Source organism: Mesorhizobium sp. B2-8-5 (genome assembly GCF_006440675.2).
Taxonomy (GTDB): domain Bacteria; phylum Pseudomonadota; class Alphaproteobacteria; order Rhizobiales; family Rhizobiaceae; genus Mesorhizobium.
In genome coordinates this window covers 46,149-63,154 of the sequence record NZ_CP083951.1, presented here as the reverse complement: position 1 = coordinate 63,154, position 17,006 = coordinate 46,149, and the positions used below count along the sequence as shown (strand labels likewise).

The 17,006-nt window shown below is 64.3% G+C and carries 17 protein-coding genes and 1 other RNA gene; 12 read left to right on the top strand and 6 right to left on the bottom strand.

The genetic code is table 11. From position 1 onward, the window contains the following. Positions 1-96: 96 nt before the first annotated feature. From FJ430_RS00325 to FJ430_RS00315, 3 genes are read right to left on the bottom strand one after another with little or no spacing between them, the layout of a single operon-like run. On the bottom strand, positions 97-399 hold the full coding sequence (locus FJ430_RS00325; RefSeq protein ID WP_140656134.1) for a Dabb family protein: 303 nt from the start codon (positions 397-399) through the stop codon (positions 97-99). A gap of 10 nt (positions 400-409) precedes the next feature. Then, positions 410-1,351, bottom strand: coding sequence for an NAD(+) diphosphatase (nudC, locus tag FJ430_RS00320; protein WP_140702708.1), 942 nt, complete (start codon positions 1,349-1,351; stop codon positions 410-412). Between the two features lie 51 nt (positions 1,352-1,402). Next, the gene (locus FJ430_RS00315) at positions 1,403-1,822 is read right to left on the bottom strand and encodes an HIT domain-containing protein (protein ID WP_140702710.1); all 420 of its coding nucleotides are present in this window, start codon (positions 1,820-1,822) and stop codon (positions 1,403-1,405) included. Between the two features lie 188 nt (positions 1,823-2,010). On the opposite strand from FJ430_RS00315, the gene ffs reads away from it, so the two are divergent. From ffs to FJ430_RS00255, 12 genes are all read left to right on the top strand, one after another. Beyond that, positions 2,011-2,107, top strand: an RNA gene (gene ffs, locus FJ430_RS00310) — signal recognition particle sRNA small type. A 105-nt stretch (positions 2,108-2,212) separates the two neighbouring features. Continuing rightward, a complete protein-coding gene (locus FJ430_RS00305; RefSeq protein WP_140702712.1) occupies positions 2,213-4,027 on the top strand; it encodes a DNA polymerase III subunit gamma/tau in 1,815 nt (604 codons plus the stop codon). 22 nt (positions 4,028-4,049) lie between these two features. Further along, the gene (locus FJ430_RS00300; RefSeq protein WP_140702714.1) at positions 4,050-4,373 is read left to right on the top strand and encodes a YbaB/EbfC family nucleoid-associated protein; all 324 of its coding nucleotides are present in this window, start codon (positions 4,050-4,052) and stop codon (positions 4,371-4,373) included. A 217-nt stretch (positions 4,374-4,590) separates the two neighbouring features. Beyond that, positions 4,591-5,571 (top strand): cell wall hydrolase, encoded by a 981-nt coding sequence (locus FJ430_RS00295; RefSeq protein ID WP_140645372.1) that lies wholly within the window; start codon positions 4,591-4,593, stop codon positions 5,569-5,571. A gap of 89 nt (positions 5,572-5,660) precedes the next feature. Then, a complete protein-coding gene (gene recR, locus FJ430_RS00290) occupies positions 5,661-6,266 on the top strand; it encodes a recombination mediator RecR (protein ID WP_040985994.1) in 606 nt (201 codons plus the stop codon). A 191-nt stretch (positions 6,267-6,457) separates the two neighbouring features. Continuing rightward, positions 6,458-7,735, top strand: a complete 1,278-nt coding sequence (locus FJ430_RS00285; protein ID WP_140702716.1) for a lytic murein transglycosylase — start codon at positions 6,458-6,460, stop codon at positions 7,733-7,735. Positions 7,736-8,003: 268 nt separating this feature from the next. Next, complete coding sequence (locus FJ430_RS00280; protein ID WP_140702718.1) at positions 8,004-9,641, top strand: ABC transporter substrate-binding protein; 1,638 nt, start codon at positions 8,004-8,006, stop codon at positions 9,639-9,641. Between the two features lie 18 nt (positions 9,642-9,659). After that, positions 9,660-10,727 carry an ABC transporter permease gene (locus FJ430_RS00275; protein ID WP_140645369.1) on the top strand — a complete coding sequence of 356 codons (1,068 nt, stop codon included), beginning with the start codon at positions 9,660-9,662 and terminating at the stop codon, positions 10,725-10,727. Beyond that, positions 10,724-11,644: a nickel transporter permease gene (gene nikC, locus FJ430_RS00270; RefSeq protein WP_140645368.1), complete on the top strand. Its 921-nt coding sequence runs from the start codon at positions 10,724-10,726 to the stop codon at positions 11,642-11,644. The genes FJ430_RS00275 and nikC overlap by 4 nt, the downstream gene beginning before the upstream one ends. Further along, complete coding sequence (locus FJ430_RS00265; RefSeq protein ID WP_140702720.1) at positions 11,641-12,477, top strand: ABC transporter ATP-binding protein; 837 nt, start codon at positions 11,641-11,643, stop codon at positions 12,475-12,477. The genes nikC and FJ430_RS00265 overlap by 4 nt, the downstream gene beginning before the upstream one ends. Then, positions 12,474-13,220 carry an ABC transporter ATP-binding protein gene (locus tag FJ430_RS00260; RefSeq protein WP_140702722.1) on the top strand — a complete coding sequence of 249 codons (747 nt, stop codon included), beginning with the start codon at positions 12,474-12,476 and terminating at the stop codon, positions 13,218-13,220. Before FJ430_RS00265 ends, FJ430_RS00260 begins: the two co-directional genes overlap by 4 nt. A gap of 176 nt (positions 13,221-13,396) precedes the next feature. Then, positions 13,397-14,674, top strand: coding sequence for a 4-aminobutyrate--2-oxoglutarate transaminase (locus FJ430_RS00255; RefSeq protein ID WP_140702724.1), 1,278 nt, complete (start codon positions 13,397-13,399; stop codon positions 14,672-14,674). A 23-nt stretch (positions 14,675-14,697) separates the two neighbouring features. Here FJ430_RS00255 and FJ430_RS00250 read toward each other — a convergent pair whose 3' ends face one another. The 3 genes from FJ430_RS00250 to FJ430_RS00240 all read right to left on the bottom strand — a co-directional run bounded on the left by FJ430_RS00250 (position 14,698) and on the right by FJ430_RS00240 (position 16,648). Continuing rightward, positions 14,698-15,009 carry a type II toxin-antitoxin system RelE/ParE family toxin gene (locus FJ430_RS00250; protein WP_140645363.1) on the bottom strand — a complete coding sequence of 104 codons (312 nt, stop codon included), beginning with the start codon at positions 15,007-15,009 and terminating at the stop codon, positions 14,698-14,700. Then, the gene (locus FJ430_RS00245) at positions 15,009-15,266 is read right to left on the bottom strand and encodes a type II toxin-antitoxin system ParD family antitoxin (RefSeq protein WP_140645362.1); all 258 of its coding nucleotides are present in this window, start codon (positions 15,264-15,266) and stop codon (positions 15,009-15,011) included. The genes FJ430_RS00250 and FJ430_RS00245 overlap by 1 nt, the downstream gene beginning before the upstream one ends. A gap of 128 nt (positions 15,267-15,394) precedes the next feature. Next, positions 15,395-16,648, bottom strand: a complete 1,254-nt coding sequence (locus FJ430_RS00240; protein WP_140702726.1) for an NAD(P)/FAD-dependent oxidoreductase — start codon at positions 16,646-16,648, stop codon at positions 15,395-15,397. Positions 16,649-17,006 lie beyond the last annotated feature (358 nt).

Here is a 17,006-nt window from a genome sequence, read left to right as displayed (position 1 = left end):
TCGGGTCTGCGCGCGTCGCTTCGCTCCTTGCTTCGCCCGTGGATGACGAAGCACGAAGGCCTTCGCCAATCTCCGACGTTTGCACTCAATCCGATATCACCCCCAGCCGAGCGGCACGTAGTCGATCTCCATGAACTTATCGACCTCGGGCACCCAGCGGTCGCGCACGAAGGCGACATGGTCCGGGTGCTCGTTGTAGCGCGTGTAGGCTGCCTGGTCGGCGAACTCCATCGAGAAGCCGAACTGGTAGTCGTTCTTCGGGCTCACCTGCCGCAACTGCTCGAAATGCGCGACGCCCTTGATCCCGGTCAGGATCTTCTTCGCGTCGTGGAGGAAGCGCTTCGTCTCCAGCGACTGCAGCGGGTGCTTCAGCGTGAACACGACGGTGTGACGGATCATTCTTCTGCTCCTATTCGCTGTCGACCCAGGCGCGGATGAGGTGATGGGCGATTGCCCCTTTCGGCGGTGTAATCAAGCCGTCGGCATGCGTCCTGTCCAGCATCGTGCGCACCTCGTCGCGCAAAAACCAGCGGCAGTCCTCCAGCTCGTTGAGGTCGGCCTGGATATCCTCGTTGAGCGGCTCGCCGAAGCAGCCGATCATCAGCGAATAGGGGAACGGCCAGGGCTGGCTGGCGTGATAGACCACGCGGCCGAGCCGGATGCCGGCCTCTTCAAGCGTCTCGCGCCGCACCGCCGCCTCGATCGTCTCGCCCGGTTCGATGAAGCCGGCAAGCGCGGAATACATGCCCGGCGCGAAATGCTTGCCGCGCCCCAGCAGGCATTTTTCATGCGTCACCGTCAGCATGATCGCCACCGGGTCGGTGCGCGGGAAATGGTCGGTGCCGCAGACCGGGCAATGCCGCCGGTAGCCGCCGGCCCGCATTTCCGAGCGGTTGCCGCATTTCGAGCAGAAGGCATGGCTGGCGTGCCAGGCGAGCAGCGCCGCGCCTTGCGCCAGCGCGCCGGCCGCCGCCTCGTCGACCAACCCCTGCATATAGACGGAGCGGTAGTCGATCGCCTTGATCGTCTCGGGCAGCTTTTCCGGCTCGACGCCGGCGGGCGCCGCCAGCACGGGGCCTTCCTCGGAAAAGCCGAGCAGCACGCCTTGGCCGAGCGAAACCTCGAAGGCCCGGCTTTCATCCGCCTTGAACCAGGGGTCGAACGTGCCGTCGTCAAGTTTGAGGTAAAGCCGCCCGGCATGCATCAGCATCAGCCGCGCGGTCCGGTCGGCCAGCGCTTTTTCGACCGCGTCGTCGGCGCGGTTCTCGGACTGCCGGTCGATCCGGTTGCCGGCGAAACCGACGAATTGACTGGGCTCGCGCAAGGGCGCGTCGAACAGGCGAAAGCTCATGGGGACTCGGGTGGGCTGAGGACTCGGGGTGCGGAATGGACACTGGTCAGCTTATAGCGCCGCCTTGATCGTTTCGGCAAACCGCCTGATATCGGAGCGCTGGTAGGGCTCGCGCATGCCGTGCCCCCAGACCGGTCCCGGCCAGCCGGGATCGCCCTCGGAGCGGGCGACGACATGGACATGCAGCTGGCGCACGATGTTGCCCAAAGCGCCAGTGTTGATCTTGGTGCAGCCGGTCACCCGCTTCAGCGCTTGCGCCACCATATTGGTCTCGAAGGTCAGCATCGCCTGGTCGAGCGGCGTCAGGTCGTGAATTTCTTCCACGCCCGGCCGCTGCGGCACCAGCACCAGCCATGGCCAGCGGCTGTCGTTCATCAGCCTGAGCTCGCAAAGGCCAAGCCACATAAGCTGCTCGCTGTCCGCCTCCAGCCGGGCGTCCAGCGTGAATCCGGCCTCGAGGCCAGGCAGCATCGGCGTTTCCTTCACTTTTGTTATTTTGTAAGCATTTTCCAAACCCGGGACGCTAGAGCGGCGGCAAGGTGGCTGCAAGCGATTCATTGACCGCCGCCATCGATTTGAAGGACTTTCCGCCTTCGATGTGGTCATGGGTTCCGGCTCGGCCCTTGCATTTCGCCGCCGAATTGCCGATATGGAACGCGGGAGGTTGGTGGTGGACGATCCACTCGCCAACCGGGTCAGGTCCGGAAGGAAGCAGCCCTAACGAGCCCGGAACGGGTCATTGTTCCAGCCTCCCACCTCTTCGCCTTTCTCCCGCGACATTGACGGCCCCGAGCCGTGCGGGCGAGACTATGCGTAGGAATCGGCCGCCTTCCGTCGCGGTCCTGGGAGCTTTGGCGGCGAATGAGCGAAGCCGGAAATTTGGGGCCAGAAAGCCTGGAAACAGGTAAGGCCGCCGCTTATCGCGTCCTGGCGCGCAAATATCGCCCTTCGAATTTCTCCGAGCTGATCGGCCAGGAGCCGATGGTCCGCACACTGACCAACGCCTTTGCCACCGGCCGCATCGCCCAGGCCTGGATGCTGACCGGCGTGCGCGGTGTCGGCAAGACGACGACCGCGCGCATCCTGGCGCGGGCACTGAACTACAAAACGGCGACCGTCGATCAGCCCTCCGTCGACCTTTCGATCCCCGGCGAGCATTGCCAGGCGATCATGGAAGGACGCCATGTCGACGTCATCGAGATGGATGCCGCCTCTCACACCGGCATCGACGACATCAGGGACATCATCGACCGCGTCCGCTACGCGCCGGTCTCGGCACGCTACAAGGTCTACATCATCGACGAAGTGCACATGCTCTCCACGCAGGCCTTCAACGGCCTCCTGAAGACGCTGGAAGAGCCGCCGCCGCACGTCAAATTCATCTTTGCCACCACCGAGATCCGCAAGGTGCCGATAACGGTGCTGTCGCGCTGCCAGCGCTTCGATCTGAGGCGCATCGATGCCAGCGCGCTGGTCGGGCATCTGTCCTCGATCGCTGCCAAGGAAGGCATTGCCGTCGACGACGAGGCCCTGGCGATGATCGCGCGGGCCGCCGAAGGCTCGGCGCGCGATTCGCTTTCCATCCTCGACCAGGCGATCGCCCACGGCAGCGGCACGGTGAGCGCCGAGGCGGTGCGCGCCATGCTCGGCCTTGCCGACCGCGCCCGCATCATCGACCTGTTCGAGCATGTCATGAAGGGCGACGTGGCGGCCGCGCTCGCCGAGTTCCGCGCGCAATACGACACCGGCGCCGATCCGGCCGCCGTGCTTACCGATCTTGCCGAGTTCAACCACCTCGTCACCCGCCTGCGCTTCGTGCCGGCAGCCGCCGACGATGCGTCGCTTTCCGAGGACGAGCGTCGGCGCGGTGCCGAATTCGCCGGCACGCTTTCGGTGCGCGTGCTGTCGCGGACCTGGCAGATGCTGCTCAAGGGCATTCCCGAGGTGCAGTCCTCCAACCGCCCGGTCAGCGCCGGCGAAATGGTGCTGATCAGGCTGGCGCACGCCGCCGACCTGCCGACGCTGGACGAGGCGCTGAAATCGCTGGAGGGCGCGGGCCCGCTGCCGAATGGTGCGCCGCGCGCCAACGGAGCGCCGGCCGGCAATGGCGGTGGCGCGAGCCCCGTCGCGCAGACCCGGATGCCTGCTTCCACCGGTGGCGGTGCCCAGACGATGCGCCTGGTCGAAACGCAGCCCGTGCCCGCCGCCTTCGTTCCGGCGCCGGAGCCGGTCGCCGAGGCGCCCGTCGTTCCGGTCAAATCGCTGGCCGACATCGTCGCGCTTGCCGACGCCAATCGCGACATGGCCTTCAAGGTGCTGCTGAAACGCTGCGTGCGGCCGGTTCGCATCGAGCCCGGCCGGCTCGACGTCACCTTGACCGACGACGCGCCGAAGATGCTGCTCAACGACCTCACCGCCAAGCTGCGCGCCTGGACCGGCCGCAACTGGCTGGTGTCGCTGTCGAAGGAAGAGGGCGGCCAGACATTGGCCGAGATGGAGACGACGAAGCGCGAGAACGCCTTCTCCGACGCCAAGAGCGACCCGACTGTCGCGGCCATACTCGCCCGTTTCCCTGGCGCCAAGATCATCGATGTGCGCATCCCGGACGTGCCGGACGTGGAAGAAGCCGAGGCCGACCTGCCGGTCGAGCCGGCGGCCGATGACGACGAGACCTGAAACATTTTTAGAGGACCAACCGATGAAAGATCTTCTCGGCCTTATGGGCAAGGCGAAGGAAATGCAGGCCAAGTTCCAGGCCATGCAGGACGAGATCGCCACGCTTGAAGCCACCGGCCAGGCCGGCGGCGGTCTGGTCAGCATCACGCTTTCCGGCAAGTTCGAAATGAAGACGCTGAAGATCGATCCGTCTTTGATCAAGGCGGACGAAGCCGAGATCCTCGAGGACCTCATCCTGGCCGCCCACAATGACGCCAAAAATAAGGTCGAGCAGATCATGCAGGAGAAGACCAAGGCGCTCACGGCAGGCTTGCCGATCCCGCCCGGAATGAAATTGCCGTTCTGAGGCCGTGTGTGCCAGTTAATTGATTATGAACGGAAATTGAGTCCGGGCTGCAATATTAACTATTTTGCCGGCAATGCTCACGGGCACATTTCGCGACATTCATAAAGTTTTACCCAAGTCCAGAAGTTGCTAACCTTCTAGCCATCTTTTTGCCCGAAAGAGTCTCATTCTTGCCACATCTCGGGGCGGGCTGGCATCTGGACATGAGGCTTTTTTGGTGATCGCGACGCGATGGAAGACGCCGCTGCTGCTTATCGGCATCGTCACTTCCCCCTTGCTCCTGGCCGGCTGCAGCCAGACCACTTCCTCGCATGGCATGTCGGGTCTGACCGATGCCCTTACGCCGAGCTTCCTCACGCGTTCCTCCAGCCATTCGCTGAAGGACAAGGAATGCTTGCAAAGGGCTATGTTCTTCGAGTCCAACCGGTCGAGCCGCGACGGCATGATCGCGGTCGGCACGGTCGTCATGAACCGGCTTCGCTCGGGCCAGCACGGCAACACCATCTGTCAGGTTGTCGGCGAGCCAGGCCAGTTTGCTCCGGGCGTCATGACTCGGCCGATGAACTCGAAGGCCCTGCCGGATGTCGAGGAGGCAGCCGATGCGGTGCTGAGAGGCGAACGCAAGGCCAAGCTCAAGAACACGATGTATTTCCACACCGCCGGCCTGCGCTTCCCCTACAAGAACATGCATTACACCATGGTTGCCGGCGGCAACGCCTTCTATGAGAAGCGCGGCCGCAACTGGCAGCCGCTGCCGGACGAGCCGATGGTCGCCATGAACGTGGACGACAAGCAGAAGTCTGACCGGCAGAAACCGGCGGCCGACGCTCCGGTGCTCGTGGCTTCCGCCGAGCCGATCGTCAAGACGATCGTCCGTCCGGACCCGGCAAAGCAGGCCGCATTGGCCACGGCCGCGCGGACCGAAGACGCTTCCGCCGAACAGACCTATGTGACGGCTTCTGTTGCACCTTCTGCCAAGTCCGGCCGTCTGGCGCAGAAGCAGATGGTCGTGGCGATGCAGGAGCCCATGGCCGAACCGGACGCCTCGCGTTTCGGCGGCACCCTCAAGGGCCGCTACATCACTTCGGTGCCCAATGCGCCGCAGGAAGCGGCGATGGGCTTCCAGTCGACGCCTGAGAACACCGACGCCATCGGCGCGATGATCGTCAGCCAGGACCGGCCGCTCGAAGCCAACTGAACCCGATTGCATCCAAAGCAAGGCCCGCCATGGCAGCATGGCGGGCTTGTGCCGTTGCTGGCTGTCCTGAAAAATCCTAGATCAAGGCGATGTCGAAGAGAATCGCCGGTCCGGAAATCGAACGCCTGATCCAGCTCCTGGCCAAGGTGCCGGGGCTTGGGCCGCGCTCGGCCAGGCGCGCCGCGCTTCATCTCATCAAGAAGAAGGAGCAGCTGCTCGAGCCTCTGGCCGCCGCCATGGGCGAAGCGGTCGACAAGGTGCGCATCTGCTCGACCTGCGGCAATGTCGATACCTCCGACCCTTGCATGATCTGCACCGACCCGCGCCGCGACGCCGGCACGCTGATCGTCGTCGAGGACGTCTCCGACCTCTGGGCGCTGGAGCGCGCCGCAGCCATGAACGTGCGCTACCACGTGCTTGGCGGCACGCTGTCGCCGCTCGACGGCATCGGTCCGGACCAGCTCAACATCCGCTCGCTGGTCGACCGTGTCGCCGGCGGCGAGGTGAAGGAAGTCATCCTTGCCGTCAACGCCACCGTCGAGGGGCAGACGACAGCGCATTATCTGACCGACCAGCTGTCTGGCTTCGAGGTCAAGGTGACGCGGCTCGCGCATGGCGTGCCGGTCGGCGGCGAGCTCGATTACCTCGACGAAGGCACGCTGGCCGCCGCGCTGCGATCGAGGACGGCGTTTTGAAGTTGGCGGGGAGGGCGCGCGTGACAGATGTTATTCCTCGAGATTCCGCGCTCCGTCACACCCCCCTCTGCCCTGCCGGGCATCTCCCCCGCAAGGGGGGAGATTGGCAGTTTCTTTGCCGGCGCTTTTATCCCCACGTCGGCGATTGGCGAAAGCCTGCGCGACATCTGATCTCCCCCCTTGCGGGGGAGATGTCCGGCAGGACAGAGGGGGGTGTGAAGGAACGCCAGCATTTCAGGTTGGCTATTCTTTCCTTCCTAGCGACGCTTCTCGCTCTCTTCATTACCACCCCCACCCATGCCGCCCCCATCGACGACCAGTTCCAGGCTTGGCTCCAAACCGACCTCTGGCCCGAAGCCAAGTCCAGAGGCATCTCCAAAAAAACCTTCGACGCTGCCTTCCTCGGCGTGAAGCCGAACCTCAAGCTGCCCGATCTCGTCCTGCCCGGCGAGAAGCCGACGACACCTGAGAAGCAGCATCAGGCCGAGTTCGGCCCGCCGGCCAACTACTTCGCCGAGAAGATCATTCGGGCCGTCACGTCGGGCGGAAGGACGCGCGAGAGCGCCAACGCCCGGACGCTCGGGCTGATCGAGAAGCGCTACGGCGTTCCGGGCGAGATCGTGCTGGCGATCTGGGGCCGCGAGACCGGCTTCGGCGCGGCCAAGATGCCGTACGACGCGTTCGAGGTGCTGGGCACCAAGGCGTTCATGTCGACCAAGAAGGACTTCTTCCGCACCGAGGTGCTGGCGGCGCTCGAAATCGTCGAGCGCGGGCTGGCGCCGGTCAATGCGATGAAGTCCTCCTGGGCCGGCGCGCTCGGCCAGCCGCAATTCATGCCGACATCGTTCTTGAAGCACGCCGTCGACTTCGACGGCGACGGCCGGCCCGACATCTGGAACTCGACGCCCGACGTGCTCGCCTCGATCGCCAACTACCTCGTCCATTATGGCTGGGTGAGGGGGCGCGGCTGGGGGACCGAGGTGACGGTTCCGGCAAATGTCTCTTGCTCGCTCGAAGGACCCGACCAGGGCAAGAAGATCTCCGATTGGGTGGCGATGGGCATCAGGCGCGTCGACGGCAAGGCGTTTCCGGCGAGCGAATTGAAGGCGGAAGGTTTCCTGCTGATGCCGGCCGGGCGCAGTGGCCCGGCCTTCGTCGTCACGCCGAACTTCTATGTGATCAAGCAATACAACAACAGCGATCTCTATGGCCTGTTCATCGGCCATGCCGCCGATCGCATCGCCAAAGGCGACGCCGCCTTTGTCGGCACCTGGGGCGCGGTCGGCGATCTCCATCGCTCCGATATCGCGGCTCTGCAGCGGACGCTGGAGGCCAAGGGCTACGATGTCGGCAGCGCCGACGGCCTGCCCGGTTTCAAGACCCGCCGCTCGATCGGCATCTGGCAGGCAAAGAACGGCAGGCCCGCCACCTGCTTTCCCGATGCCGCAATGGTCGCGCAACTGAAATAGCGGCTGTCTCCCGAAAGCGCGACCCCTGGCAGATTTTTGCGGATCGGCGGCTTCAATCGGCTGGCGCATGGGTCGACTCATGGCGGCTCGTCTGGTCCGATACGGTGTCTCGCACAGGCGCGTTGCCGCTTTGGTGCGCCGTCGAATAGGGAGTTGACCAACTGGACAAAAAACACGACGGTAAGCGGTCAAAGCCGCCGCTGGCCTTGCAAAGAACAATACAGCCCTGAGCCGGGAACTCAGGTCAACAAGACAGGGAACGATCACCATGATGCTGGAAAAGTTTGCTCTCCGCTCTCGCGCCTTGCTTGCGGGCGCCGCGCTGTCCGCGCTGCTCGTCGCGCCCGCCTTCGCGGTCACGCCCGCCGATACGCTGGTCGAGGGCTTTGCCATCGACGACATCATCTCGATGGACCCGGGCGAAGCGTTCGAGTTGTCGACGGCCGAGGTCACCGGCAACACCTATGATCTCCTGGTTCGTCTCGACCTCAGCGACACGTCCAAGGTCAAGGGCGACCTTGCCGAGAGCTGGACCGTTTCCGACGACGGCCTGACCTACACATTCAAGCTCAAGCCCGGCATGAAGTTCGCGTCCGGCAACCCGATAACCGCGACCGATGTCGCCTATTCCTTCGAACGCGCCATCAAGCTCGACAAGAGCCCGGCTTTCATCATCAACCAGTTCGGCATCACCGGCGACAATGTCACCGAAAAAGCCAAGGCCGTCGACGACACCACCTTCCAGTTCGTCGTCGACAAACCCTACGCACCGAGCTTCGTGCTGAACTGCCTGTCGGCCACGGTCGCCTCGGTCGTCGACGCCAAGCTGGTCAAGGAACATGTCGCCGCCGTCACGCCGAGCGCCGACTACAAATGGGACAACGACTTCGGCAATGCCTGGCTGAAGACCGGCTATGCGGGCTCGGGCCAGTACAAGCTGCGTGAGTGGCGCGCCAACGAGGCCGTCGTCATGGAGCGCAACGACAATTACAATGGCGAGAAGGCCAAGCTTGCCCGCATCATCTACCGCAACATGAAGGAAAGCTCGGCGCAGCGCCTAGCGCTCGAGGCCGGCGATATCGACGTCGCCCGCAACCTCGAGCCGAACGATCTCGACGCCATCGCCAAGAACGCCGATCTCACCACCACCAGCGCGCCGAAGGGCACGGTCTATTACATCAGCCTCAACCAGAAGAACCCGACGCTTGCCAAGCCGGAGGTGCGGCAGGCGTTCAAATATCTGGTCGACTACGATGCGCTGGGCTCGACCATCCTCAAGGGCATCGGCGAAATCCACCAGTCCTTCCTGCCCAAGGGCGACCTCGGCGCGATGGATGACAATCCCTTCAAATTCGATGTCGCCAAGGCCAAGGAATTGCTCGCCAAGGCGGGCGTGCCGGATGGCTTCAAGGTGACCATGGACGTGCGCACCGGACAGCCGACCACGGGCATGGCGGAATCGATCCAGCAGACGCTCGGCCAGGGCGGCATCCGACTGGAGATCATTCCCGGAGATGGTAAGCAGACGCTGACCAAATACCGCGCCCGCAACCACGACATCTATATCGGCCAGTGGGGCCAGGACTATTTCGATCCGAACTCCAACGCCCAGACATTCGCCTCGAACCCGGACAATTCCGACGACGCCAAGATCAAGACGCTGGCCTGGCGCAATGCCTGGGACATCCCGGACCTGACCAAGGAAACCGAGGCGGCGCTGCTGGAGAAGGATTCGGGCAAGCGCGCCGATATGTACAAGGACCTGCAGCAGAAGATCCTCGACACCAGCCCGTTCGTCATCATCCATCAGCAGCTGGAAGTGGCCGGGCTGCGCAAGAACCTCAAGGGCTTTGCGCTCGGCCCGAGCTTCGACACCAATTTTGTCGGCGCGGTTTCCAAGGAATAGCGCCGGCGGATCCGCCGCGTGAGCGTAGCTGACAATCAGGTGGCGGCGGGGCGCGGCAGCGCCCGCGCCGTCGCCGTCCTATCGTCGCTCGGCCGCTTCCTGGTCATCGCGGTGACGACCTATCTCGGTCTTCTCGCGGTGACCTTCTTCATCGGCCGCGTCATCCCGATCGATCCGGTTCTGGCCGTCCTCGGCGACCGTGCGCCCACGGCCGTGGTCGAGCGCACGCGCCGCGAAATGGGCCTCGACCTGCCCTGGATCGAACAGTTCTACATCTATGTCAAAAATGCGCTGAGCGGCGACTTCGGCACTTCGGTGCTGACCACCAATCCGGTGATGTCCGATATCCGCCGCGTCTTCCCGGCGACCATCGAGTTGGCGACGCTGGGCACGATCATCGGCGCCGTCATCGGCGTGCCGCTCGGCGTGCTGGCCGCGGTCAAGCGCGGCAGCCTGATCGACCAGGTCGCGCGCGTCGTCGGTCTCATAGGCTATTCGGTACCGATCTTCTGGCTTGGCCTGCTCGGGCTGGTGCTGTTCTACGCCAAGCTGCAATGGATCGCCTTTCCGGCGCGGCTCGACGTCGTCTACGAATACACATTCACGCCGATTACCGGCTTCTACCTGCTCGATGCCGCGATCCAGGGGCAGTGGGACGTCTTCTACGACGCCTGGCGCCACATCGTCCTGCCGGCCGCGCTGCTTGGCTATCTGTCACTCGCCTATATCAGCCGCATGACCCGCTCCTTCATGCTGAACGAGCTGGCGCAGGAATACATCGTCGCGGCGCGCGCCAAGGGCCTGTCGGAAGGTCGCATCATCTGGGGCCACGCGCTGCGCAACGCTGCCGTGCCGATGGTGACGGTGATCGCGCTTTCCTACGCCAACCTGCTCGAGGGTTCGGTGCTGACCGAGACCGTCTTCTCCTGGCCGGGCATCGGCCTCTACATCACCAATTCGCTGCAGAACGCCGACATGAACGCCGTGCTCGGCGGCACCATCGCCATCGGCTCGGTCTTCATCGCCATCAACCTTCTGTCCGATCTGCTCTACCGGCTGCTCGATCCAAGGACGAAGGCCGGATGAGCGCTGAAACCATCCAATCCAGGCGCGCGTGGCTGCTCAGCGACCGGCCGGCCTCGCGCCTGCAGGCAAGGCTCGGCCGCGCCTATGTCGCCTGGCGGCGCTTCTCCGCCAATCGGCTGGCGCTGGTCGGCATGCTGATCATCATCGCGTTGCTGGTGGTCGCCGCCTTTGCCGATGTGCTGGCGCCCTATTCGCCCACCATCGGCGATCTGAAGAACGCCCGCCTGCTGCCGCCCGGCGCCGAGCATTGGTTCGGCACCGACGACCTCGGCCGCGACATCTATTCGCGTATCGTCTATGGCTCGCGCTGGACGCTTTATGTGGTGATCCTCGTCGCCATCATCGCCGCGCCCATCGGCCTGCTGGTCGGCACGATCGCCGGTTATGCCGGCGGCTGGACCGACACGATCCTGATGCGCATCACCGATATTTTCCTGGCCTTTCCGAAGCTGGTGCTGGCGCTCGCCTTCGTCGCGGCGCTCGGACCCGGCATCGAGAACGCGGTAATCGCGATCGCTATCACCTCCTGGCCGCCTTACGCGCGCATTGCCCGTGCGGAAACGCTGACGGTGCGCAACTCCGACTACATCAAGGCGGTGCAGCTGATGGGCGCTTCGCCCTTCCGCATCGTGCTGCGCCACATCATGCCGCTCTGCATCTCCTCGCTGATCATCCGCGTGACGCTCGACATGGCCGGCATCATCCTGACTGCCGCCGGCCTTGGCTTCCTCGGCCTCGGCGCGCAGCCGCCGCTGCCGGAATGGGGCGCGATGATCGCGTCCGGCCGCCGCTTCATCCTCGATCAGTGGTGGGTTGCCGCCGCACCTGGTGCCGCGATCCTTGTCGTCAGCCTCGGCTTCAACCTGCTGGGCGACGGTCTTCGCGACGCGCTCGACCCCCGGAGCGGCGACCAATGAGCGACACGCTTCTCGACGTCGACGACCTGCGCGTCACCTTCCCGACCCGCACCGGCCTCGTGCAGGCCGTGCGTGGCGTCTCGTTCTCGCTCGGCCGCGAGCGGCTGGGCATCGTCGGAGAGAGCGGCTCCGGCAAATCGCAGACCGGCCGCGCCATCATGGGCCTCACCCCGCCGCAGGCCGAGGTTTCGGCGAAGAAGCTCGCCTTCGACGGCATTGATCTGCTCTCCATATCGCCCCGCCAGCGCCGCGCGCTGCGGGGAAACCGCGTCGCCATGATCCTGCAGGATCCCAAATATTCTCTCGATCCGGTGATGACCATCGGGCGCCAGATCGTCGAGACGCTGCGCACGCATGAAAAGGTCTCCAGGGCCGAGGCGCGCGAGCGCGCGCTGGAAATGCTGCGGGCGGTGCAGATTCGCGATCCGGCCCGCGTCTTCGACCTCTATCCGCACGAGGTCTCGGGTGGCATGGGCCAGCGCGCCATGATCGCCATGATGCTGATCGCCGGGCCGGAGCTGATGATCGCCGACGAGCCGACCTCGGCGCTCGACGTCACCGTGCAGCTCGACGTGCTCAAGATCCTCGACAAGCTCGTCGCCGAGCGCGGCATGGGGCTGATCTTCATCTCGCACGATCTGCGCCTGGTCTCCTCCTTTTGCGACCGCGTCGTCGTCATGTATGCCGGCAAGGTGGTCGAGCAGATCAAGGCTTCCGAACTGCGCGACGCCCGGCACCCCTACACGCGCGGCCTGCTCAACTGCATGCCGAGGATCGGCTTCGAGCGCCATCCGCTGCCGGTGCTCGACCGCAAGCCGGAGTGGGCGGCATGACGGCTTCCATCGCTGTCGAAGGGCTGGAAGTGGTCTTCGACCGTTTTCGCGCGCTGAAGGGCGTAAGCCTCGAAGTGAGGGAAGGCGAATCCTACGGTCTCGTCGGGGAGAGCGGTTCCGGCAAGTCGACGCTGCTGAGGGCCATCACCGGCCTGGCGCCGGTCGCGTCGGGCGCCATCTCTGTCAACGGCAAGCCCCTTGGCAAGACCCGCGACAAGGCTTTTTACCGCGATGTGCAGATGGTGTTCCAGGATCCCTATGGCTCGCTGCATCCGCGCCAGACGGTCGACCGCCTGCTGCAGGAGCCCCTCGCGATCCATGGCATTGCCGACGGCGAGAAGCGCATCGAGCGCGCGCTGGACGAGGTCGGCCTCGGCACCGGTTTTCGCTTCCGCTACGCGCACCAGCTCTCCGGCGGCCAGCGCCAGCGCGTCGCCATTGCCCGGGCGCTGATCCTGGAACCCTCGATCCTTTTGCTCGACGAGCCGACCTCGGCGCTCGACGCGTCCGTGCAGGCGGAGGTGCTGAATCTTCTGGAAGAGGTGCGCCGCCGTCGCAAGCTCACCTTCCTGATGGTCAGCCACGACCTCGCCATCATCACCCATATGTGCGAGCGGCTGATGGTGATGCAGAATGGCGAGGCGGTGGAGACCCTGACCGCGAGCCAGCTGATCGGGCATCGCGTCAGTGCGGACTATACGCGCAATCTGCTCAGGGCGAGCGAGGGGTTTGTAAGGGTCTAGCTCTCAATTGCCAAGCCGCGTTCCTGCCCAGGTGTTATCGGGGTCTGGGGCAGGCCCAATCGACTGGGCCATGGTGCCGACTTGAGCAAAACGTGAAATAAGGTCAGAAGAGGCCTGCAGCGGCACCAACAAGAACGGGCCAGTCTCGATGAAGGATGGCCCGATTGAGGGATGAGATGAAGAATTCAGCCATTTCCGAACGCAAGAACCAGTCGATCTCGCGCGGCGTCGGCATGACGACGCAGATCTATGCCGATCGCGCCGAGAATTCGGAAATCTGGGACGTCGAGGGCCGCCGCTACATCGACTTCTCTTCCGGCATCGCCGTGGTCAACACCGGCCATCGCCATCCGAAGGTGATCGAGGCCGTCAAGGCGCAGCTCGACCGCTTCACCCACACCTGCCACCAGGTCGTGCCCTATGAGAGCTACGTGCATCTCGCCGAGCGGCTGAATGGCATGCTGCCCGGCAAGTTCGACAAGAAGACGATCTTCGTCACCACCGGCGCCGAGGCGGTCGAGAACGCCATCAAGATCGCCCGCAGCGCCACCGGCCGTCAGGCGGTCATCGCCTTTTCCGGCGGCTTCCACGGCCGCACCTTCATGGGCATGGCGCTGACCGGCAAGGTCGTGCCCTACAAGGTCGGCTTCGGCGCCATGCCAGCCGATGTCTTCCATGCGCCGTTCCCGGTCGCGCTGCACGGCGTTTCGGTCGCCGATTCGCTCGCCGCGCTCGACAAGCTGTTCAAGGCCGATGTCGATCCAGGCCGCGTCGCGGCCATCATCGTCGAGCCGGTGCAGGGCGAGGGCGGCTTCTACGAAGCGCCGCGCGACTTCATGACGGCGCTGCGCAAGATCTGCGACCAGCATGGCATCCTGCTCGTCGCCGACGAGGTGCAGACCGGCTTTGCCCGCACCGGCAAGATGTTTGCCATGGATCATCATGACGTGGCGCCCGATCTCACCACCATGGCCAAGAGCCTCGCCGGCGGCTTTCCGCTCTCGGCCGTCACCGGCCGCGCCGAGATCATGGACGCGCCCGGCCCCGGCGGGCTCGGCGGCACCTATGGCGGCAGCCCGATCGGCGTCGCCGCCGCGCACGCCGTGCTCGACGTGATCGACGAGGAGAAGCTTTGCGACCGCGCCAATGCCCTCGGCGCCAGGCTGAAGCAGCGGCTGGACTCGATCCGCGACGACGTGCCGGAGATCGTCGACATCCGCGGCCCGGGCTTCATGAACGCCGTCGAATTCAACGACGTGAAGAAGGGCCTGCCCTCGGCGGAGTTCGCCAATGCGGTCAGGCTGAAGGCGCTGGACAAGGGCCTCATCCTGCTCACCTGCGGCGTCTACGCCAACGTCATTCGCTTCCTGTCGCCCATCACCATCCAGGACGGAGTCATGACCGAGGCGCTGGATATCCTGGAAACCTCGATCCGCGACGCACGGGCGGCCTGATCGAAGTTGTCAGAGTGTCGGCTTCAACTATCCTTGGGCATTTTCCTTTCATCGAAAATGCCCTGGATGTCGCGCGAGCCATGCAGGATGCGCTCAACGCGCACATTGTTACGCTCGACGGTATAGAAGATGACATATCTCTGGAACGCGACGGAACGCAGGCCGCGCCAGAGTTCGGAACGGGGAGCGCCACCACGTGGTGCATCCAAGATGGTGTCGCATCGCACTCGAAGTGCCGCTATCAAGCGGCGGGCGGCCGCCGGATTTTCAGCTTGGATGTAATCGCCAATCTCTTCGATGTCCTGCACGGCGGCAGGCGCGAAACTGAGAGCCATTATTTGCGGCTTTCCGCCGCGTATCTTTTCTCCAGCCGATCGAAAACGTCGTCGGCTGTTATAGCTGGTCCGCTCTCTACACCCTTGCGGATGTCTTCACGCAGTGCAGCAAGCTTCGCCTGCCGGTGCTCTTCACGCTCCTCCAGCAGGCGCAGACTATCGCGCACGACTTCGCTTGCACTGGCGTAGCGGCCACTCTCGACAAGCTCGCGCACGAATGCCTCGTAGCGGGAGCCAATGCTGTAGCTTGCAGGCACGGAGCAAATCTTTCGCTTTATCCGAAATTATCAATTTATGATAATTCGGCGATGGCCTTTTGCCAAGGCTTGGTGGGTGCGTCCTTTCGCGCCCCCGAGCGTTGTTATCATCATAGTGGATTGAACAATCAGCCCGCCGCCCTGGTGGGTTCGTCCTGACTGAAGTCCGCGAGCGCCGCCTTCAGCGCATCTGGCCCGCCTGCCACCGTCTGCGGCGCCGGCGAGAAGCCGGCGCCGAGCATCTTGCGGCCAAGCATATGGTCGGCCGGACGGTTGACGGATTCGATGCCGAGCAGCCGGTCGCCGGCATAATGGTAGATCGAGAACTTGTTGTCGGCGAGATCGCCGAGCACAACGTGGCTGTCCCCGCCTTGCGTCAGCCCCACCATCTGCAGCTTCATGTCGCCGATATCCGACCAGAACCACGGCACGGCCGAGAACGGCTCGGCATGGCCGAGGATGGTGCGGGCTGCAAGCCTGGCCTGGTCGGTGGCGTTCTGCACCGATTCCAGCCGCACGTCGCCGCCTGTGAACCAGTGCCTGTAGGAGGCCGCGTCGCCGATGGCGAGGATTTCGGGAACGGAGCTTTGCATATGCTTGTCGACGCGGATGCCGTTGCCGGTAGCCACGCCGGCGGCTTCCGCCAGTTCGACATTGGGCACCACGCCGATTCCGATGATGACCATCTGCGCCGGCAAGCGCTCGCCGCCGGACGTGATCGCGGCCGAGACGCGGCCGCCTTCGCCCTCGAGGCGGGCAATGGTGGTGCCGGTCAGGATGCGCACGCCGATCGCTTCCAGGCGCTGACGCACATGCGCGGCGATGACAGGCGCCACGGCGCGGCCAAGCAGCCGGTCGACGGCCTCGACGACGGTGACGTTGCGGCCGGCGGCCCTTAGCGTCGCCGCGATCTCCAGGCCGATGAAGCCGCCGCCGAGAATGACCACGTCCTCGCTTTGCGCGCTGAGCTCGCGGATCGCCCGCGCATCGGCCAGCGAGCGTAGCGAGATCACGCCGGCAAGGCCGGCGCCGTCGAGCTTGAGCAGGCGCGGCCGCGAGCCGGTGGCAAGCACCAGCCGGTCGAAGGCGAGCGTTCCACCGCCTGCAACATTCAGCTGGCCCGCGCGGGCATAGATGCTCTCGATGCGCACGCCCGGCCGGTAATCGATGTTGTTGCCGGTGTAGAACGCTTCGCCGCGCAGGGGCTGCGGCTTGGCCTCGGCGTCCTTGATGAAGGTCTTGGACAGCGGCGGCTTGTGATAGGGCAGTTCCTTCTCGTCGCCGATCAGGATGACAGGCCCTTCATAGCCCTCATCGCGCAGGCTGGCTGCGGCCTGCACGCCGGCATGGCCGGCACCGACAATCACAACCCCGTTCGTCATCGCAATCCTTTTGTCTTGGAACTCTAGGCTCTTGCGCCAAGTGGCGATTGTCTGCCGCCGCCGCAAGGGCAGGCGTCCGGGTCGCACCCAGAACGGCTGCCTGTCAATCCGGTCTCCCGGTCGGGCGATCGTCTTAAAGTTGATAATCCTAGTTTAGAATAATTCTAAAGTATTGTTTCAATTGAATTTTTTCTGCCGCGCCGGTTGACTCCAGGCCTCTCCATCGCTTTATGGAGAGCTGCGCGCGAAGCGCATCCCTTTGATGGCTGGGCCTTGAACCCTTTCGATTGGAGGCAAGTGGGTGTCTTTTTATCGCGAACCGCGCATCGGCGCGGCCACCATTTTTCCCGGCATGCTC

Coding starts and splice junctions, on each gene's coding strand:
- FJ430_RS00325 (WP_140656134.1), bottom strand. CDS start 399: ATGATCCGTCACACCGTCGTGTTCACGCTGAAGCACCCGCTGCAGTCG.
- nudC (WP_140702708.1), bottom strand. CDS start 1,351: ATGAGCTTTCGCCTGTTCGACGCGCCCTTGCGCGAGCCCAGTCAATTC.
- FJ430_RS00315 (WP_140702710.1), bottom strand. CDS start 1,822: ATGCTGCCTGGCCTCGAGGCCGGATTCACGCTGGACGCCCGGCTGGAG.
- FJ430_RS00305 (WP_140702712.1), top strand. CDS start 2,213: ATGAGCGAAGCCGGAAATTTGGGGCCAGAAAGCCTGGAAACAGGTAAG.
- FJ430_RS00300 (WP_140702714.1), top strand. CDS start 4,050: ATGAAAGATCTTCTCGGCCTTATGGGCAAGGCGAAGGAAATGCAGGCC.
- recR (WP_040985994.1), top strand. CDS start 5,661: ATGTCGAAGAGAATCGCCGGTCCGGAAATCGAACGCCTGATCCAGCTC.
- FJ430_RS00285 (WP_140702716.1), top strand. CDS start 6,458: ATGTCCGGCAGGACAGAGGGGGGTGTGAAGGAACGCCAGCATTTCAGG.
- FJ430_RS00280 (WP_140702718.1), top strand. CDS start 8,004: ATGATGCTGGAAAAGTTTGCTCTCCGCTCTCGCGCCTTGCTTGCGGGC.
- nikC (WP_140645368.1), top strand. CDS start 10,724: ATGAGCGCTGAAACCATCCAATCCAGGCGCGCGTGGCTGCTCAGCGAC.
- FJ430_RS00265 (WP_140702720.1), top strand. CDS start 11,641: ATGAGCGACACGCTTCTCGACGTCGACGACCTGCGCGTCACCTTCCCG.
- FJ430_RS00260 (WP_140702722.1), top strand. CDS start 12,474: ATGACGGCTTCCATCGCTGTCGAAGGGCTGGAAGTGGTCTTCGACCGT.
- FJ430_RS00255 (WP_140702724.1), top strand. CDS start 13,397: ATGAAGAATTCAGCCATTTCCGAACGCAAGAACCAGTCGATCTCGCGC.
- FJ430_RS00250 (WP_140645363.1), bottom strand. CDS start 15,009: ATGGCTCTCAGTTTCGCGCCTGCCGCCGTGCAGGACATCGAAGAGATT.
- FJ430_RS00240 (WP_140702726.1), bottom strand. CDS start 16,648: ATGACGAACGGGGTTGTGATTGTCGGTGCCGGCCATGCCGGCGTGCAG.